18 protein-coding genes are annotated in these 18,190 nt (G+C 68.1%); 7 read left to right on the top strand and 11 right to left on the bottom strand.

What is annotated here, in order from left to right:
* From mftG to mftA, 7 genes are all read right to left on the bottom strand, one after another.
* A complete protein-coding gene (gene mftG, locus BST17_RS03505; RefSeq protein ID WP_083055540.1) occupies positions 1-1,368 on the bottom strand; it encodes a mycofactocin dehydrogenase MftG in 1,368 nt (455 codons plus the stop codon).
* Between the two features lie 5 nt (positions 1,369-1,373).
* Positions 1,374-2,786 (bottom strand): mycofactocin biosynthesis glycosyltransferase MftF, encoded by a 1,413-nt coding sequence (gene mftF, locus BST17_RS03500; RefSeq protein ID WP_083055539.1) that lies wholly within the window; start codon positions 2,784-2,786, stop codon positions 1,374-1,376.
* Positions 2,783-3,526: a mycofactocin biosynthesis peptidyl-dipeptidase MftE gene (gene mftE, locus BST17_RS03495; RefSeq protein ID WP_083055538.1), complete on the bottom strand. Its 744-nt coding sequence runs from the start codon at positions 3,524-3,526 to the stop codon at positions 2,783-2,785. The genes mftF and mftE overlap by 4 nt, the downstream gene beginning before the upstream one ends.
* A gap of 120 nt (positions 3,527-3,646) precedes the next feature.
* Positions 3,647-4,822 carry a pre-mycofactocin synthase MftD gene (gene mftD, locus BST17_RS03490; RefSeq protein ID WP_083055537.1) on the bottom strand — a complete coding sequence of 392 codons (1,176 nt, stop codon included), beginning with the start codon at positions 4,820-4,822 and terminating at the stop codon, positions 3,647-3,649.
* 5 nt (positions 4,823-4,827) lie between these two features.
* Positions 4,828-6,069: a mycofactocin radical SAM maturase gene (gene mftC / locus BST17_RS03485; protein ID WP_234807515.1), complete on the bottom strand. Its 1,242-nt coding sequence runs from the start codon at positions 6,067-6,069 to the stop codon at positions 4,828-4,830.
* A complete protein-coding gene (gene mftB / locus BST17_RS03480) occupies positions 6,066-6,383 on the bottom strand; it encodes a mycofactocin biosynthesis chaperone MftB (RefSeq protein WP_207573561.1) in 318 nt (105 codons plus the stop codon). Before mftB ends, mftC begins: the two co-directional genes overlap by 4 nt.
* The gene (gene mftA, locus BST17_RS03475; protein ID WP_083055535.1) at positions 6,368-6,463 is read right to left on the bottom strand and encodes a mycofactocin precursor MftA; all 96 of its coding nucleotides are present in this window, start codon (positions 6,461-6,463) and stop codon (positions 6,368-6,370) included. Before mftA ends, mftB begins: the two co-directional genes overlap by 16 nt.
* Before the next feature lie 94 nt (positions 6,464-6,557).
* Here mftA and mftR point away from each other — a divergent pair, with 94 nt between their 5' ends.
* The 3 genes from mftR to BST17_RS03460 all read left to right on the top strand — a co-directional run bounded on the left by mftR (position 6,558) and on the right by BST17_RS03460 (position 9,047).
* Complete coding sequence (mftR, locus tag BST17_RS03470; RefSeq protein WP_083055534.1) at positions 6,558-7,145, top strand: mycofactocin system transcriptional regulator MftR; 588 nt, start codon at positions 6,558-6,560, stop codon at positions 7,143-7,145.
* 97 nt (positions 7,146-7,242) lie between these two features.
* Positions 7,243-7,764 carry an RNA polymerase sigma factor gene (locus tag BST17_RS03465; RefSeq protein WP_083055533.1) on the top strand — a complete coding sequence of 174 codons (522 nt, stop codon included), beginning with the start codon at positions 7,243-7,245 and terminating at the stop codon, positions 7,762-7,764.
* A complete protein-coding gene (locus BST17_RS03460; RefSeq protein ID WP_083055532.1) occupies positions 7,761-9,047 on the top strand; it encodes a VOC family protein in 1,287 nt (428 codons plus the stop codon). Before BST17_RS03465 ends, BST17_RS03460 begins: the two co-directional genes overlap by 4 nt.
* Positions 9,048-9,096: 49 nt before the next feature.
* On the opposite strand, the gene BST17_RS03455 is transcribed toward BST17_RS03460, so the two are convergent.
* Entirely contained in the window at positions 9,097-10,275 is a 1,179-nt protein-coding gene (locus BST17_RS03455; RefSeq protein WP_083055531.1) for an NAD(P)/FAD-dependent oxidoreductase, read from the bottom strand.
* 54 nt (positions 10,276-10,329) lie between these two features.
* On the bottom strand, positions 10,330-10,767 hold the full coding sequence (locus BST17_RS03450) for an Rv2324 family transcriptional regulator (protein ID WP_083055530.1): 438 nt from the start codon (positions 10,765-10,767) through the stop codon (positions 10,330-10,332).
* A gap of 120 nt (positions 10,768-10,887) precedes the next feature.
* On the opposite strand from BST17_RS03450, the gene ddaH reads away from it, so the two are divergent.
* Positions 10,888-11,736, top strand: coding sequence for a dimethylargininase (ddaH, locus tag BST17_RS03445; protein WP_083055529.1), 849 nt, complete (start codon positions 10,888-10,890; stop codon positions 11,734-11,736).
* 108 nt (positions 11,737-11,844) lie between these two features.
* Positions 11,845-13,062, top strand: a complete 1,218-nt coding sequence (gene rocD, locus BST17_RS03440) for an ornithine--oxo-acid transaminase (RefSeq protein ID WP_083055528.1) — start codon at positions 11,845-11,847, stop codon at positions 13,060-13,062.
* Here the strand turns inward: rocD and BST17_RS03435 are convergent.
* A complete protein-coding gene (locus BST17_RS03435; RefSeq protein WP_083055527.1) occupies positions 13,049-13,903 on the bottom strand; it encodes a mycofactocin-coupled SDR family oxidoreductase in 855 nt (284 codons plus the stop codon). The genes rocD and BST17_RS03435 overlap by 14 nt on opposite strands.
* A gap of 76 nt (positions 13,904-13,979) precedes the next feature.
* The gene (locus BST17_RS03430; protein WP_083055526.1) at positions 13,980-14,813 is read right to left on the bottom strand and encodes an SHOCT domain-containing protein; all 834 of its coding nucleotides are present in this window, start codon (positions 14,811-14,813) and stop codon (positions 13,980-13,982) included.
* A gap of 158 nt (positions 14,814-14,971) precedes the next feature.
* On the opposite strand from BST17_RS03430, the gene BST17_RS03425 reads away from it, so the two are divergent.
* Positions 14,972-17,248, top strand: a complete 2,277-nt coding sequence (locus tag BST17_RS03425) for a sensor histidine kinase (RefSeq protein WP_133053505.1) — start codon at positions 14,972-14,974, stop codon at positions 17,246-17,248.
* A 167-nt stretch (positions 17,249-17,415) separates the two neighbouring features.
* Positions 17,416-18,075 carry a LuxR C-terminal-related transcriptional regulator gene (locus BST17_RS03420; RefSeq protein ID WP_109749977.1) on the top strand — a complete coding sequence of 220 codons (660 nt, stop codon included), beginning with the start codon at positions 17,416-17,418 and terminating at the stop codon, positions 18,073-18,075.
* Positions 18,076-18,190: the final 115 nt, after the last annotated feature.

Genomic DNA, 18,190 nt, shown 5'->3' with positions numbered 1-18,190 from the left:
CTAGTCGGTGATGAACTCCGCGACGCGGTGCCCGATCATGGCGATGGTGGCATGCGGTCCACGCGAAGTGATCTCGGGCAGGATCGAGCCGTCGGCCACCCACAGCCCGTCCACCCCGAGCACCCGGCACCGGGCATCGAGCACCGCACCCATCGGCGCCGTGCCGCAGAGATGCTGGGTGGTGGACCAGTTGGCCTCGGTGGCGCCGATCCCGGCGATGTCGCGAGCCAGGTCCGCACCCTCGCGCAGCGCCGCCACATCACCGGCCACCGAGTCGTAGTGGTGCTCGATCCGCGGCGGGACGGTGGGATCGGCGGAGATCAGCGTCAGGCGGCCACGACCGGTCGGACGCATCAACGCCACCCCGATATGCGGCGGGTCAGTGGGCACCTCCCCCACCATCTCTGCGAAACCAGTTGTGTACAAACGTATCTCCAGATCATCGACGGCCAGCGCAGCTTCCAGCGGGGTACGGCCGGGGGTTGCCGGCCACGCGGTCGGCAGCAACCACTCCGGATGGTCGGCGAAGCCCACCCCCACCGGCAGATCGACCAGCACCGGCACGCCGGCCCGGGTGAGCGCATCGGCCGGCCCGCAGCCCGACAGCATCAGCAGCTGTGCGGTCGCGATGGCCCCGGCGCACAGGATGATCCGGTCGGCGTGCAGGCTCGCGTCACCGGCCGGCCCACGCACGTCGACTCCGGTGGCCCGGTGCCCGGCGAAGCGGATCGACCGTACCCGGGTATCGGTGTGCAGAACCAGGTTTGGTCGCCCCAACGCGGGGGCCAGGACCACCGCCCCGGGCCCGCAGCGCCGGCCGTCGGCGACGTTGAGCGGCAGCGCACCGACGCCGCGGTCGGTCTGGGCACCGTTGAGATCATCGATCCAGTCGAAACCGCGGTCACGCGCCGCGTCGATGAACTGTCGTGTCCCGCTGCTGAATTCGCGGGTCCGGCGGATCGGGATCGGGCCGGACGCGCCATGCAGCGGGCCGCTGAAATCGTGGTCGGTCTCGAGGGCGCGGAAATGCGGCAGCACATCGTCGAAGGACCAGCCCGGTACACCCCACCCGTCGAAGTCACCCGCGCGACCCCGGCAGAAGTAGCCACCGTTGATGGCACCCGAGCCGCCGACCACCGCACCGCGCACCAGGCTCACCGGCCGGTCCGGGGCATCGGTCAAGTTCGCCGGGTATCTGGCCGTGACGGGACTGGCCGGCCCGATGGGGAGTCGGTGCGCGTCGGTGAGCGCCTGACCGGCTGCCGGCGGGCCGGCCTCCACGACGGTCACATGGCATTCGGGTTCGCGCGAAAGACGCTCGGCGAGAATCGAACCAGCGCTACCCGCTCCGACGATGAGAACCCGCACGCCGGTCAGGTACGGATCTGGGGTTTCAGCGCACCGAGGTGCCGTTCGCGGACCACCCCGGTCCACAACCCCAGGCCGTAGGCGATGTCGTCCAGCCGCTTGAGCAGCAGGTAGCTGAACAGTCCTACCCGGTGGGTATCGGCCGGGATGCTGTTGTGCCGGCCCGCCCAGTCCACCAGGCCGTCCAGAACCGCCGCGGCGAACACCACCCGCCGGCATCGGCGGAACAGCAGACCCGCCAGGAGTGCGACCGGCCAGTAGTGCCGACAGATCGCCGAGGCGACCTGCAGGGCGGCGAACCACACTCCGCGCAGGGTCATGGTCGCCACCTCACGGGGCTGCGGCTCGACCGTCTCCAGCGAGTTGGCGATGCGGCGGCCGAACAGTACGGCGATGACAGCGGCCGCGAAGTAGCCGAACGTCGAGCCCGTCGCCGCCAGCGTCCACAGCAGCAGCATCCAGCGCGACACCACCATCGGCGCCGTCTTGCCCGGGTGCCGGACCGACAGCGGCGCGGCGGATTCGCCGTAGAAGGCCTTGCGGGCAAACCACTCCCGCAGCTGGGTGCGGTGATCGTGGCCGACCAGCGCGATCGGCTCGTAGCGCAACCGAGCACCGGCCTCGACCAGCCGCCAGCACAGGTCGACGTCCTCCCCCGATCTCAGCGTCTCATCGAAACCACCGACGTCCACCAGGGCACTGCGGCGACAGATGATCGCCGCGCTGGGCACGTAGGCCACCGGACCCAACGGGATCACCGGGGCCTCCCGCATCCCCAGATCGAGCGAGGACCGCACCGCCTCGTAGCGGGCTACCAGATTCTCCGGCTCGCGCAGGCTGACGATGCGCGGGGCCACCAGCGCCACGGCCGGGTCGCAGAAATGGCCGAGCAATGCTTCCAGCCATCCGCGCCGCGGCACCACGTCGGAGTCCAGGAAGGCCACGAAGTCGGTGACACAGGCCCGCATGCCGGTGTTGCGGGCAGCGGCCGGACCGCGGCTCCGGTCGTGCCGCACCACCCGCACCGCACAGTGCACCCCGTCGAAGTCGGCTTCGGTGATGGGTATCGCGGACCCGTCGTCGACCACCACGACCTGCATGTCGCGCAGTGACCGCACCAACCTGGCAACACCGAAAATGTTGTCCCGCACCGGGACAACGACGGTCACGTCGTGGTGCGACGGCCCGCTGGCCGGGCGCGGGTGTGCCACCGTGGCGTCGAGCAGGGTGCGTGCCAGCTGTGCCGACAGCGCATCGTTGACCTCGAGGCGGCCGCCGTCGAGCATGGTCTGGGCCACCGGCGCGAGCCGCAGCAGCCGGGTCGGGGAGCCACCCAGCAGCGCCGACCCGGCGCCGAGCACCTTGACCCGCCGGTCGACCTGGACGACGAATCCGTCCGGTAGCCGCGGCCCGGTCATGTGAGCATCCCCCGTCCGTTCGGTGCCCAGTCCGCCACTTTGCGGGCACACCCGTCGACCATAGCGGCAAAGTACCGTGCACCATCGGCCGCCGTAGCCGTCGTCGCATCGCCGAGCACACCCACGGCGCTGACGGCCGCGACCCCGCCGGCGCGCATGGCCGGCATGATCTCCGACAGCGGCGCGCGATTACCGGCCACCTGGGCGTCACGGCGCACGTCACCGGGTGAAATATGTAGCAATACCGATGTTTCGGTATGACCGGCATGTGCGTCGGCCCCGGCGACGCTGCACGAACACCAGCCGGCATCGCGTCCCTCGGTCCGCAGCAGTGCCACCGCCCCGGCCAGCGCATCGACATTGCCGCCGTGCCCGTTGACGAAAACCACGCGGCGGGCCCAGTTGCAGGCCGACCGGCCGTACTCGATCAGGAGTAGCTGCAACACCGTGGTGCCGATCGAGATGGTGCCGCCGAACCCCTCGTGTTCACCGCTGGCGCCATAGTGCAGCGCCGGCGCCAGCAGCCATCCGTCGCCGAACCGGGCCGCCACCGCGCGCCCGACTGCCGTCGCGATGCGGGTGTCGGTGTCCAGCGGCAGGTGCGGGCCGTGCTGCTCGGTCGAGCCGAGCGGGACGATCAGTGTCGGCTTGTCATCCGATGCGCCATCGATCAGTCCGGTCGACGTCGCGTTGCCGAGTTCGGCGGGTGAAGCCACCCGCCGATGGTAGGCCGAATTCACCTGGCGTGCGCCGGTTGTTGGCGCATGGGACGCAAATGATTTCGGCGATGTCACCCGGTCGGTGGACACCCGGTCACGTCTGTCACGCGAGTCACGTACGTTTCAACACGGCAGTGGCTGTCAGACACCGAGCGTACGGGTGAAGCCCTCCGGGATCAGGACGTCATCGCGGTTCAGGTCGTGGATGGAGGACTTGCCCAGCCCACGCAGTGCGGAGTCGATGCCGCCGGACAGGATGTCGAGCACGTTCTCGACACCTGCTTGGCCGTTGGCCGCCAGGCCCCACAGGTAGGCGCGCCCGATCAGCACGGCGCGCGCACCGAGCGCCACCGCCTTCACGACGTCGCTGCCACGGCGGATGCCGCCATCGAGCAGCACCTCCACCTGATCGCCCACGGCATCGGCGATGGCGGGCAGGCAGCGGATCGCCGCCGGGGTCGAATCCAGGTTGTTGCCACCATGGTTTGACACCGTGATCGCCGAAACCCCGGCGTCCACAGCCCGTTTGGCGTCATCCACGCGGACCATGCCCTTGAGCAGGAACGGACCACCCCACTGCTCACGCAGCCACGCGACGTCCTCCCAGGTCGGCGGCGGGGTGCCCATCCACTGGCCATAGGCCTCGAAGAAGGTCGGACCCGGCTCCCCGCGGCGACCCTGGTTAGGCACCCGCAGGTCCGGCGGGCGCAGTGTCTTGGCGAAGCTGAAGAACCAGCGCGGCTTGGTGATGACCTCCGGGCTCATCTTGATCATGGTCTTGAGATCCATCTGCTCCGGGATCTTGGGGCTGCCCCAGTCCCGGCCGTGGGAGAAGCTCCAGTCCGTGGTCAGGATCAGGCCCTTGGCGCCGGCAGCCCGGGCCCGCTCCATGCGCGCCAGGATGTCGTCGCGGCTGCCCAGCCAGTAGATCTGGAAAAAGATCTTGTCGTTGACGGCGGTGACATCCTCCATCGGTTTGCTGGCGAAGGAGGACAACCCCATCGCGGTCCCGCGGGCGGCCGCAGCCCGGGCGACGGCCACCTCGCCGTCGGGGTCGACCGCCTGCACACCGGTCGGTGAGATGACGACAGGCATCGAAATGTCCTGACCCAGCACCGTCGTGGCCATCTCGCGCTTCTCGGTGGCACCGATGACATGCGGGGCAAAGCCCAGTTCGGAGAAGGCCTCGACATTGTCAGAGACCGAGATGCCCTTCTCGCTCGCCGAGATCAACGACGAGTACGCAGAACGCGGCAGCCGTTTCTTCGCACGCTGTTGGGCGATGGCAACGGTCTCGAACCAGGTATCACGGGCCATGATCTCTACACAGGACTTTCGTTACAGAACTTCTTGGGCGGGACGGTCAGGAGCTTGAGCGGGATCGGGCCTTTCCTCCCACCCGTTCGGGAATGGTCCTGACTGGACTTGGGCTTGTCACGCTCAAGTGCCAGTGCAGGTTCGCCATAACCCTGCACGCATTCGGGATCGGGTCCGTCCATGGGCAGGCCGGTGAAGAACTTGGCCGCCATGCAGCCACCCCGGCAGGCGTCATAGTGGTTGCAGCTGGCGCACGCACCGGCCGACTGCGGCTCGCGCAGGTCCTTGAACAGCTGCGAGTTCTGCCATACATCCTGGAATCCGTTGCTGGTCAAAATGTTTCCGGCCAGGAACTTCTCATGGATGGCAAAGGGGCAGGCATACACATCGCCCACCGGATCGATCAGACAGACCACCCGGCCGGCACCGCAGAGGTTCAGCCCGGCCAACGCGCCCGGCTCACCGAGGCCCGACAGGTGGAAGAACGAGTCCCCGGTGAGCACCCGCTCGCCGTGGGCGACCAGCCAGTCATAGAGCTGCACCTGCTGGGCCGGGGTCGGGTGCAGATCGTCCCAGACGTCGGCGCCGCGGCCCGACGGGCGCAGCCGGGTGATGCGCAGGGTGGCCCCGTACGTGTCTGCCAGCGCCTTGAATTCATCGAGCTGGTCGATGTTGTGCCGGGTCACCACCACCGAGATCTTGGCGTCTTTGAAGCCCGCCTCGGCCAGGTTCTCCAGCGCACGGATCGCCATCGCGAACGACCCCGGTCCGCGGACCTCGTCGTTGACCTCGGCGGTCGCACCGTCCAGCGAGATCTGCACGTCGACGTAATCGCTGGCGGCCAGCTTGGCAGCCACCTCTTTGTCGATGCGCACCCCGTTGGTGGAGAACTTGACCCCGACATGGTGGGCGGTCGCGTAGTCCACCAGCTCCCAGAAGTCCGACCGCACAGTCGGTTCGCCCCCGCCGATGTTCACGTAGAACACCTGCATGCGCTGCAGCTCGTCGATGATCGCCTTGCACTGCTGGGTGGACAGCTCGCGCGGGTCACGCTTGCCCGAGGACGACAGGCAGTGCACGCACGACAGGTTGCATGCATACGTCAGTTCCCAGGTCAGGCAGATCGGCGCATCAAGGCCGTGTTCGAACTGCTCGACGAGCTTGGGAACCTTCACCGGCTCAGCTTTGATGGGCACCAGCGCCGGGGGCAAGACTTCCGGCGCGAGCGCCGTGTCCAGCACGGTCATGGAGTCTCCTTGGCGACGAGCATGTGGGATTTCACCAGCACGCTCAGCGCATGTAGGTACGGGCCTTGGGCGTCGTCGTCGATACCGGCGGCGCGGCACGCCGATCGGATATCGGAGTGCTCATCGAGGGAGTTGACCACCGCGACGATCGTCCGGTTCTTCAGGAAAGACAGTTTGCGGGTACCGAAGTGGTACAGCAGCGCCCCGAACGGCTCCGGCCGCACCGCCACCTGGTGGTGCAGCCGCCAGCCGCGATCGGGGTCGAACGCCACTGCATCAGCAGTGGGTGCGCTCACGATCAGTAAACCCCGCACATACCGTCGATCGAGACCTCTTCGACGAGGGACTCGGTCACGAGCTCGGTGTTGTTTTCGACCTGCTGGTTCTGGTCCATGTCATCCCTTTCTAGGCTGTTGTCAGGCCACGGCGATCGACGATTGTGACCTGTGTCGCACACAATATGGCATCGAGTGCACAAATGGAAGGGGGTGGTTTCCGTGGCGTCCCGCGCCGGCCGTCGTCCGTCGACCAACCAGGACCACATCACCGATGTCGCGCTCGACCTGTTCACCACCCACGGTTTCGACAACGTCAGCGTCGATGACGTCGCGAAGGCCGCCGGAATCGCCCGCCGCACGCTGTTCCGGTACTACCCGTCGAAGAACGCGATCCCCTGGGGCGACTTCGACGCCTACCTCGACCACATGCGCCAGCTGCTCGACGATGCCGACCAGACCGCGGGCGTCGGACAGGCCCTGCGCACCGCCCTGCTGGCGTTCAACGAGTTCGACGACCAGGACCGGCACCGTCGCCGGATGCGACTCATCCTCAAAACCGATGCACTGCAAGCCCATTCGATGACCATGTATGCCGGCTGGCGCGCCGTGGTCGCCGAGTACGTGGCCCGTCGGCGCGGTGAGCAGTCGGCCGGACTGATCCCGCAGACGGCCGCTTGGACCCTGCTGGGGGTGGCCTTGACGGCCTATGAGCAGTGGTTGGCCGACGAGTCGGTGTCGCTGGCCCGCCTGCTCGGCGACTCCTTCGATGTGGTCGGCCGCGGCCTCACCGAGCTGTGATTTGTGGAGTCGCACCCGGACTCATTACGGGTACGGCTCCGCAAATCGCCGGAAATCGGGGTGTCGGAGTTGAGGCCCGGACGGCGACGATGAAGGTGTGAGCGTCGAAACGGACCACCGCGACGCCCCTCGGGAGCTCCTGGAGCTCTACGACGCGGCGTTGCCCGTGGTGTACGGGTACTTCACCCGCCGCTGCGGCGACCGCGCGACGGCCGAGGACCTGACCTCGGAGACCTTCCTGGCGGCCATGGACGCCGCCCGCAGGCCGGCGCCGCCGCCGATCACGGTGGCGTGGCTGATCGGGGTGGCCCGGCACAAGCTCGCCGATCACTATCGCCGCAGGCACGACAGGTTCAGCGTGCCGGTGGCGGAGTTGCCCGAAACGGACCCGGTGGACCGCTGGGACACCGAACTGGACCGCATCGTGGCCGAGTCGGTGCTGGCGCATCTGCCCGAACACCACCGCACCGTGCTGGCCCTGCGCTACCTCGACGACTGCTCGGTACCCGAGTGCGCCCAACTGCTCGGCCGCACCGTGCATGCGACCGAGGCATTGCTGGTGCGGGCCCGGCGCGCATTTCGATCGCATTACCCGACACCGGAAGGAGGGACCCCGTGAACGACAACCGAGATCCGTTGACCGCATTGCACGGGAACGAGCTTCCGGTGGCTCCCGATCCGGCGTTCGCCGCACGGTTGCGTGCGCGCCTCGAATCGGCCCTCGCATTGCCGCACAACACCGAAGGAGTCGAAATGAGTGGCACCGACACCGTCATTGCCGAACTGAACGCCCCTGCGCCGGTCACGCCCGAATCCCCCCGACCGGCGGCGCTGCCCTATCTGGCCGTCCGGGACGCCCGCACCGCCATCGACTGGTACATCGATGCGCTGGGCGCCACGCTGGTGGGCAGCCCGATCCTGATGGACGACGGCCGGGTCGGGCATGCCGAACTCGTCATCGGCACCGGCGTTCTCTATCTCGCCGACGAGTTCCCCGAGATGGGCTTGAAAGCACCTGAGCCACAATCGGTCTCGGTGAGCCTGATGCTGCCCGTACCGGACGCGGACGCAGCGGTGCAGCGGGCAGCAGGTCGCGGCGCCAGGGTCGAGAGAGAACCCTACGAGGCACATGGGTCGCGTACCGCGACCATCATCGATCCGTCCGGGCACCGGTGGATGTTGACCGGGCCGGTGACCGGGGCCCCCGTCACGATCCAGCACGGCGACGTCGGCTACATCTCGGTCTGGACCCCGGACGCCGAGCGCGCCGCGGTGTTCTACGGACACGTGTTGGGCTGGGTGTACGACCGCGCCACCAACCAGGTGACCAACACCGCGGCGCGGATCGGTCTGCACAGCGTGGCCGGTCCGCCGACGCTGTTCTGCTGCTACGCCGTCGACGATCTGGCCGGGGCCAGGCAGTCCATCGTCGACGGCGGGGGCAGCACCGGGACCGAGACCGAGTTCGATTTCGGCACGGTGCTCGACGCGACCGATCCGGCCGGCGCCTCCTTCGCGGTCTTCCGTGCCGCCGCGCCGGGCACCCCGCGACCGGCGTTGAACGGGGCTGGGCCGGGCGAGCTTTCCTACATCACGTATTTCGCCCCCGACTCTTCGGAGTTCCGGGCGTTCTACAGCCGGTTCCTGTTCTGGACGTTCACCCCGGGGCGCATCGAGGACGGCTGGAACATCGAGGGCTGCCACCCGATGGCCGGCATGGCCGGCGGTCACGAACAGTCGGCAGCCGTGCCGATGTGGACCGTCGAGGACATCGACGCCGCGGTCGCCCGGGTCCGCGCGGCCGGTGGCACCGTCATCGAGGAGCCGTCGGCGCAGTCCTACGGGCGCTCGGCGCTGTGCACCGATGATCAGGGCAGTCGGTTCTACCTCGGCGAGTTCTGAGCGGTTTGCGGAGTCTCACCCGGAATGAGTCCGGGTAGGACTCCCCAAATCACGACAGGACGTCGGTGATCGGGGCGCCCGCGGCGATCTTGCCGCGGGCCTTCATCACCTTGGCCGGCATGCCGCCGCCGACGACCGCGGTCACCACACCGTCGCGCTCGTAGTAGGCCAGGAACTTGCGGCCGTCATCGGACACCAGGTGCACGATGTCGTCGGCGGCCGGTTCGCCGAGGCACTGGATCTTGACGTCGTATTGATCGCTCCAGAAGTAGGGCACGGAGATGGCCGGCGCGCCCGGCTCCTGGCCTAGGAGCGCCGGCACCAGCACCCGCGCCTGCTCGGCGACATTGCTCCAGTGCTCGACCCGCTCCTGATGGCCGGCCTCGGTGCGCCAGGACGCCACATCGCCGATGGCCCAGACGTGCTCGACGTTGGTCCGCCCGACCGAGTCGCAGACGACACCGTTGTCGACCTCGATGCCACTGCCGTCCAGGAACCCGGTCACCGGCCGCGATCCGATCCCGACGACGACCACGTCGGCGTCGAGCTCGGTACCGTCGGAGAGCACGACCTTCTCGACCTTGCCGGCACCGGCCACGGACTCGACACCGACTCCACAGCGCACCTGCACACCCTCGGCCTCGTGCAGCCGGGTGACCAGCGCACCGATCTTCTCGCCGAGTACCGAGGCCAGCGGGGTGGGCTGCGGCTCGACGATCACCACGTCGACGCCGAGCTGGCGCAGGCTGGCGGCCACTTCACAACCGATGAACCCGGCGCCGATGATGACGGCGCGGCGCGCGGTGGCGGCGTGTTCGCGCAGCTCGGCGCTCTCCCCCAGGGATCGCAGCACGCGGATGCCCTCGAGGTCGGGGAAGGACGGAATGCGCTTGGGCTCAAGACCGGTCGCGATGACGAGCTCGTCGTACCCGAGCGTCGAGCCATCCGCGAGCGTCAGCACCTTGGCCGCGGTGTCCACCGACTGCGCGCCTGCTCCCAGGCGCAGGGTGATGTTGCCCTCGTCGTAGAATTCCTGCGGCTTGAGCACCACGTCGTGGTCGGCGTTGCGCAGCACCTCTTTGGACAGCGGAGGCCGGTCATAGGGCAGGTGTTCCTCGTCGCTGACGATGGTGATCGGGCCGGTGTACTCGGCGCGACGCAGTTGTTCGGCGGTGCGGGCACCAGCCAGGCCGCCACCGACGATGACGATTCCACCATTATTTGTCACGTGGGTTTTCTAACACGGTGACGCGCTCGATACGGCACCACCCCGTGGTACCCGTCAGGACCGGCTGCGCTCGATGATGTTGGAGAGCACGACGATGCTCTCGCTGCGCTCGATGTCGGCGCTGGCCCGGATGCGTTCCAAGGCATCCTCGAGGTGCCGCATATCGCGTGCGAGGACGTGCAGGATCGCATCGGCCGTGCCGGTGACCGTCGCCGCGCTGACCACCTCGGGGATGTCCACCCACGCCCGCCGCAACTCGCTGGGGGCGATGGTGCCGTGGCAGTACACCTGAACATAGGCCTCGGTGGTCCACCCGAGTGCCTGCCGGTCCACCACGGCGGTGAATCCGCGGATGACCCCGGAGTCGAGCATCCGGTCGACCCGTCGTTTCACCGCGGGCGCCGACAGATTCACCCGCTCGCCGATCTCGGCGAAGGTCGCCCGGGCGTGGTCGGTGAGCTCGGCCAGGATGCGCTCATCTGTCTCGTCCATCGGAAATCCTCTCACGTGCACAATGGATCGCCGACTCTACGCCTCCGGAACAATGAATCGACATAGTAGACGCAATAGTCGGCGATTGATTGCGCCAAAAGCGGCGAATATCGTCAGATCATGACGGTTTCCGACCTCACCGCCGCCCCCGACACCCGCCGCCGAGCCCGCACCCGCCGCTTCGTGATGACCGCGCCGACGTTCTTCGCCGTCGAGTACGCCATCAATCCCTGGATGGATCCCTCGGTGCCGGTGGACAGCCACCGCGCGCTGGCCCAGTGGGAGACGTTGCACCGCAGCTATGCCGAACTCGGCCACACCGTCGAACTGGTCGACCCGGTCCCCGGCCTGCCGGACATGGTGTACGCCGCCAATGGCGGGCTTGTCGTCGGTGGGCACGCCATCGTCGCCAACTTCACCTTCCCCGAGCGTGCCCCCGAGGCCGATGCCTACGCCGCCTGGATGACCCGCGCCGGCCTGCAGCCGCACCGCACCCGGCACCACAACGAGGGACAGGGCGATCTGCTGGTCGCCGGCCCGATGGTGTTGGCGGGGTACGGATTCCGCACCGATCGCCGCGCGCACGACGAGATCGCATCGATCACCGGCATGCCGGTGCTCAGCCTGGAGCTCGTCGACCCGCGGTTCTACCATCTCGACACCGCGCTGACGGTACTCACCGACGGCCCGCAGCCCGTCGTCGCCTACTACCCGCCGGCGTTCAGCGACGGAGCGCTGGCGTTGCTGCGCAAGCACTTTCCCGATGCGCTGACCGTCGGCACCGCCGACGCCTTCGTGCTCGGCCTGAACGCGGTGTCCGACGGCCGCCACGTCCTGCTGCCCGCCGCTGCGACCGGGTTCGCCGCGCAGTTGCGGTCGGCCGGCTTCGAACCGATCGGGATCGACCTGTCCGAACTGCTCAAGGGCGGCGGGTCGGTGAAGTGCTGCACGCTGGAGGTGCACCCGTGAGTGAGCGAAGCGAACGAACCAACAGCCCAGAACGGGTGCACCGAGCCCGCGAGGTGCACCCGTGAGTGAGCGAAGCGAACGAACCAACAGCCCAGAACGGGTGCACCCGTGACTCTCGTAGACCACGCCGGTACAGCTGCGGCCATCGAGCTCGACAATCGGTATGCCGCACACAACTATTCACCGCTGCCGGTGGTCGCGGCCGCAGCCGAGGGCGCCTGGATCACCGACATCGAAGGCCGCCGCTACCTGGACTGCCTGGCGGCCTACTCGGCGGTGAACTTCGGGCACCGCCATCCGCTCATCACCGCCGCCGCACACGCCCAGCTCGACACCGTCACCCTGGTCAGTCGGGCCTTCCACTCCGACCGGCTCGGCCCGTTCTGCGCCGCACTAGCCCGGCTGTGCGGCAAGGACATGGTGCTGCCGATGAACAGCGGCGCCGAGGCCGTCGAGAGCGCGATCAAGGTAGCCCGCAAGTGGGGCACCGACGTCAAGGGTGTGCCGGTCGATACCGCCAACATCGTCGTCGCGCAGAACAACTTTCACGGTCGGACCACCACCATCATCAGCTTCTCCGACGACCCGGTGGCGCGTGGCGGATTCGGCCCGTTTACACCGGGCTTCCGTGCGGTCCCGTTCGGCGACGCCGACGCGCTGGCCGCCGCCATCGACGAGCACACCGTCGCCGTGCTGCTGGAACCGATCCAGGGCGAGGCGGGCATCATCGTGCCACCCGATGATTTCCTGCCGCGGGTCCGGCGGCTCTGCACCGACAACGACGTGCTGATGATCGTCGACGAGATCCAGTCCGGGCTGGCTCGCACCGGCCGCACCTTCGCCTGTGAGCACTGGGGTGTGGTGCCCGACATGTATCTGCTCGGCAAGGCGCTCGGCGGCGGGGTGGTCCCGCTGTCGGCCGTGGTCGCAGACCGCCACATCCTCGGCGTCCTGCACCCCGGCGAGCACGGCTCGACCTTCGGCGGCAACCCACTGGCCGCCGCGGTGGGAACGACCGTGGTGAGCATCCTGCAGACCGGCGAATACCAGGACCGCGCAACCGAACTGGGTGCGCACCTGCACGCCGGACTGGCCGGTATGGCCGGTGTCACGGCGGTCCGCGGCAAGGGGCTGTGGGCCGGGGTGGACATCGACCCGGGCCTGGGCACCGGCAAGCAGATCAGCCTGCGCCTGGCCGAGCGCGGCGTCCTGGTCAAGGACACCCACGGTCAGACCCTGCGGTTCGCTCCCCCGCTGGTCATCACCGCCGCCGAGATCGACTGGGCGATGGACCGATTCGCCGCGGCCCTGGCTAGTACTTCATGACGCCGCGGTCGACGGCGATCTGACTGCCCGACAGCGTCGAGGACCCGTCACCGGCCAGCCAGGCCACCACGTTGGCGACCTCCTCGGGTGCCATGAACGCGGCCAAGCCCTCACTCTTGCCGTCGGTCACACGGTGGTACGGCATCGGGGCGAAGCTGTGCAGGAAGCTGGGATGCTTGGCGAACAGCGCACCCATCGCCTCGGGTTCGATCATCGGGGTGTCGATCGAGTAGGGGTGGATGGAGTTCACCCGGATGCCGAACTCGCCCACCTCGAGTGCCAGCGAGTTCGTCAGGGCGGTCAGGCCGTGCTTGGACGCGGCGTAGTGCGCGTTGCCGGGGGTGGCCTTCACCCCCGCCGACGAGCTGACGATGATGATCGACCCACCGTTGCCGGCCTCGATCATCGCGGGCACGGTGGCCCGGATCGTCCGCCAAGTGCCGTTGAGGTTGACGTCGACGACGGTGTCCCACTGCTCGGGCGTCAGCTCCCAGATCCGGCCCCAGCTGAGCACGCCGGCGTTGGCGACCACCACGTCCAGGCGGCCGAACTGCTCGACCGCGTCGGCCACCAGCTTCTGCTGGGCCTCCAGATCACGGATGTCGACCTCGCGGGCCAGCACCTTACGACCGGTGGCCTCCACCGCGCGCACGGTCTCGGCCAGATCCTCGGAGGTGGCGGGCGGGTAGGTGACCGAATTCGACACCGGGGCGCAGATATCCGAGGCGATGATGTCGGCTCCCTCGTTGGCCAGCCGCACCGCGTGTGCGCGACCCTGGCCGCGGGCGGCGCCCGTCACGAATGCCACCCGTCCTTCGAGCGATTTCTCTGCCGCCGCCATGGCCCGTCCTTTCACCGCGATCCCCGAGCGCTCAGGCTAGCAGCCCAACTGGAACGTGTTCTAGAAACGGACCGGGCTACAGCTCGGAGATGATCTGCTGCCGCTTGGCCGTGTACTCGGCCCCCGAGATTGCACCGGTGGCGCGCAGCGTCTCCAGTTCCTGCAGTCGCTGCGCGGTGCTGACCGTGGGCGCCGCGGACGGCGCAGCCACGGGGGAGGCGGGCGCCGGCGCGGCGGGTGGGGCGGATCGTTGCATGGCGGCCCGTCGCACCACGGCCTGCACCTGGGCGCGGGCCGACGGGTTGTTGCGCAGGTCGATCATGTTGTTCATGCCGATCCCATGCGCCTTGAGGATCTGCAGAATCTCCATCAACGGTTCGACCTGGCCCGACAGATCGTAGGTCTGGTTGTCCTCGGCGATCGTGAACGTCGCGGGCACCAGCCCGCTGATCAACCCCGATCTGCTCCAGTCGATCTGGAACTTGTTGGTCGCCGGGTCGACGAGCACCACCAGCCGACGACCGGTCAGCATCGGTAGCCGGTCCACGCTCGCGATCACCTTGTCCTCGGCGGCAAATGGCGTGATGCCGGGCCCGGCGATGTTCAGGTTCAGACGCACCAGCGGGCGGTCGTTGATCTGGGTGTTCGTCTCGGCCAAGCCGGTGATCTGGGCCAGCGCGAGCACACCTTCTGACTCCAGCGCCTCGGTGCGGGCTTGCGCATTGGCCCCGTAGGTGGCCAGCCCCAGCGCGGCGAACACATCGACCGCGGTGATCAGCAGGCCCGTCCAGAACATCCACTTCAACAGATCGCTCTGGCCGGTCGCGAAGTACACGGCCAGGAAGATCGGGCCGACCAGACCGCCGCACAGCAGCACCCAGGCCTGGGCCTTGACGTAACGCCACAACATCGGTCACGCTCCTCACCTCGACCGGCACAGATTAACCACACCCGGCCCGCCCCGGAGGGCAGCCGGCGAGCCGCACGCGGGACACGCCGGACGGATGCTCGTAACATATGTCAATGTCCGTCAATTGGCTGACTTCGTCATAGACGTTTGGTAAGAAAATGCCTGTGCCCAGGAGCGGCCACGACCCGGCGGTCCATGTCTCAGAGCAGCAGGTCATCGGCGGCGCCCAGGAAATCTCTGTCGTCCTGCTGAACAGCGTCACGCTCGTTGCCTCCGGCAGCGCGTTGCTGCTGCCCGGCACCCCGGAGACCACCGCGGGCGTCGTCGCGCTGGCGCTACTGGTGTGGTGGGCCATCTACCGCCTGCTCACCCGCTCGACGGCACCGATCCACCTGGCCATCGACTTCGGCTACGTGTTGGCGGTGTCGGCCGCGGTACCGGTTTTCGGGGTCGATCAGCAGCTGCTGTACACGAACTCGGTGCCCCAGGTCATCGCGGGCACCGCGGTGATCAGCGCCGCGCTCGCGGCACCGCCGAAGGTGAGCCTGCCGGCCGCGCTCGCCATCACGGGCGCCTACGCCATCGGCTGCGCCCAGGTCGTCGGGTGGAGCCAGGTCGTCCACCTGCCGATGATCTATTACATGCTGCCCATCGAGTGGGTGGTGACGACGGCGCTGGTGTCGACCGCCCGCGCGGTCGCGCGGCGGGTCGACGCGGCCCGGGCCGAGAACAACGAGGCCGTGCTGCGCGATGCGCTGGCCGCCGCGATGCGCGACCACGAGCTGGAACACATGGCACTGGTGCACGACACCGCGGCCTCCACCCTGCACCTGGTCGGCGAGGGCGCCAAGATCTCGCCGGATCGCATTGCCGCACAGGCCCGCCGGGACCTGGCGCTGCTGGCCGAGGACCACCTCAGTATCGCGTCCGACGCCGATGTCGACATCGTCGCGGCCCTGCGCCGGGAGATCGCGCTGGCGACCACCCCGGTGCAGCTCGCCGGACTGGACCGGCTGATCCTGGACGGGCGGTCGGCCAATGCCGTTGTCGCGGTAGTGCGGGAGTCACTGAACAACGCCGAGCGGCACGCCCAGGCCACCTCGGTCGTCATCGATGTCGCGCCCTCGGGTGTCACCGTGACCGATGACGGAATCGGTTTCGACCCGGTCAACACCACGCTCGGACACGGCGTCACCGAGTCCATCGTCGGGCGCATGCGGCGGGCGCGGGGTACCGCCTCGGTGCAGTCCGCCCCGGGCCAGGGCACGGTGGTGACCTTGAAATGGAACCAGGCCCGCGAGCCGGTCGAGACCCGGCACGCCAACGACGCCTATCAGTTCACCGACCGCATCCTGGTCCGCTTCGGCATCGCCATCGTGATCATCGCGGTGCTGCAACTGGCCGTCGCGGTACCCCAGACCGCCTTCCAGACTCCCTACCCCGCAATTCAATTCGCCCTCGGCGGCATCGCGGTGCTGGTGGCACTGGCCGGCATTCCCCGGGTGCTCGGCCGCGGGCCGGATCTGACCGTGCCGGCACTGTTCGTGATGGCCGTCGTCGTCGCCGCCCAATCCCTGCTGATGCCCGACGACCGGCTCGGCAGTCCCGCCCAGTGGACGATGTACGCGACCACCCTGTGCGTGCTGCCGTACCTGCTACGGCACTCCTGGCAGATCTCGGTGTCGGTGATGGTGTTGTTCTGGCTCGGCATCTCGGTGCTGAACTTCGTGCAATATCCGGGCATCGCAGCGGCTTTCAATCTGGCGCTGTACACGGCCGGGGTGTTCGTGGTGCAGCTGCTGGTGCTGGCCTTCCCGGTGTGGCTGCGCCGCGCCCACGCGATCGCGGTGGCCGAGAATCGCGAGCGCTGGGCCCAGGATGCGCAGCGCCGGATCTCCGAGGCGCTGCACGACGACTATGTGCGGCGCACCTCCAAGCTGATCCGCGGAGTCTTCCCGCTGTTGCAGACATTGAGCACCGGCACCATCGATGCCGACATCCGGTGGCGGGCCCGGATCGAGTCGCGGCGACTGCGGCTCTACATCTATCAGGCCCGCACCTACAGCCACCCGTTGGTGGCCGATCTGCGACCGGCCATCGAGGCGGCCGATGCACGGGGGGTCGTGGTGTCGCTCAACACCGACGGCGACCTGCCCCGGTTGACCCCGGAGGTGCGCCGGCGGCTGCTCGAACCGATCGAGACGACGCTGGCGTTGGCCCGCGACAATGCCCGGGTCGGGCTCATGGTCGCCCCCGGCGAACTGGTCGCCAGCATCATCTGCGACAACGGCGGGATCGACATCGAGCCCCGGCCCGGCGACGGGGACACCCCCCGTATCGAGGTCACCGAGATCGGCGACACCGTGTGGGTCAGCGTCCACCATCAGATGTCTGACTCGGACATTCCGGCCGACGAGTGCGCGGAAATCGCCTAAAATCTGCCACGGCGACAATTACGTTAGCCGTGAGTTCGACTTGGGCAACGAAACCCGAGGCCGGGTAGTACAGTCCTGATACTGGGACGGGGCGTCTACCAGCTGACGGTTCTCTCAACATCAGGGTGAAACGCATGATGAAGACGGTGAGTCACGGGGCGGGGAACATGACGGACGCCGTGTCGGTGGTGCTGATCGACGACCACGACGTGATCCACGCCGGGGTGCGCGCCTGGTTTGCCGAGCAGGATCCGCCCATCGAACTCGTCGCCGACTATCCGCACCCGAAGGCGTTCCTGGACGATCATCCGCGCGGTGGCGAAGGCATCGACGTGGTGATGTTCGACCTGCAATACGACCGCTTCCAGCCGGAGTTCGAGACGCTGAGCGAGGTCTGCGAGGCCGGGCACCGGGTGATCGTCTACTCGCACATGGCCACCGATGAGGTCATCCTGTCCAGCCTGGACGCCGGCGCCACCACATTCCTGGCCAAGGGTGAGGACAAGCAGCACCTGTTCGACGCCATCTACGCCGCGCGGGCGAACACCCCCTACGTCGGACCGCGGATGGCCAAGGCCCTGTTCAACGACCGCACCGTCGGGCGCCCCGGGCTGAGCACGCGCGAGCGCGAGGTGCTGATCGCCTGGTTCCAGACCGAGAACAAGGAGTTCGTCGCCAAGCGACTGTTCATCGAACCGTCCACGGTGCGCACCCATCTGCAACGCGCCCGCGCCAAATACGCGGCGGTCGGCCGGCCCGCACCGACCAAGGCGGCGCTGATCGCCCGTGCCGTGCAGGACGGGATCCTGAGCATCGAGGACCTCTAGGCCGCGAACCTCGCCATCTTCACTTCTCGCCTGCGCTTACGGGACTCATTAAACGGACACGCTGTTGCACTTGACCGCTGCAGACGTAGATGCACTCGCCGATTAGTCAGCAAAT

It is taken from the genome of Mycolicibacterium bacteremicum (assembly GCF_002086115.1).
In the GTDB taxonomy this organism is placed as follows: domain Bacteria; phylum Actinomycetota; class Actinomycetes; order Mycobacteriales; family Mycobacteriaceae; genus Mycobacterium; species Mycobacterium bacteremicum.
This window is presented reverse-complemented; position numbering and strand designations above follow the sequence as displayed.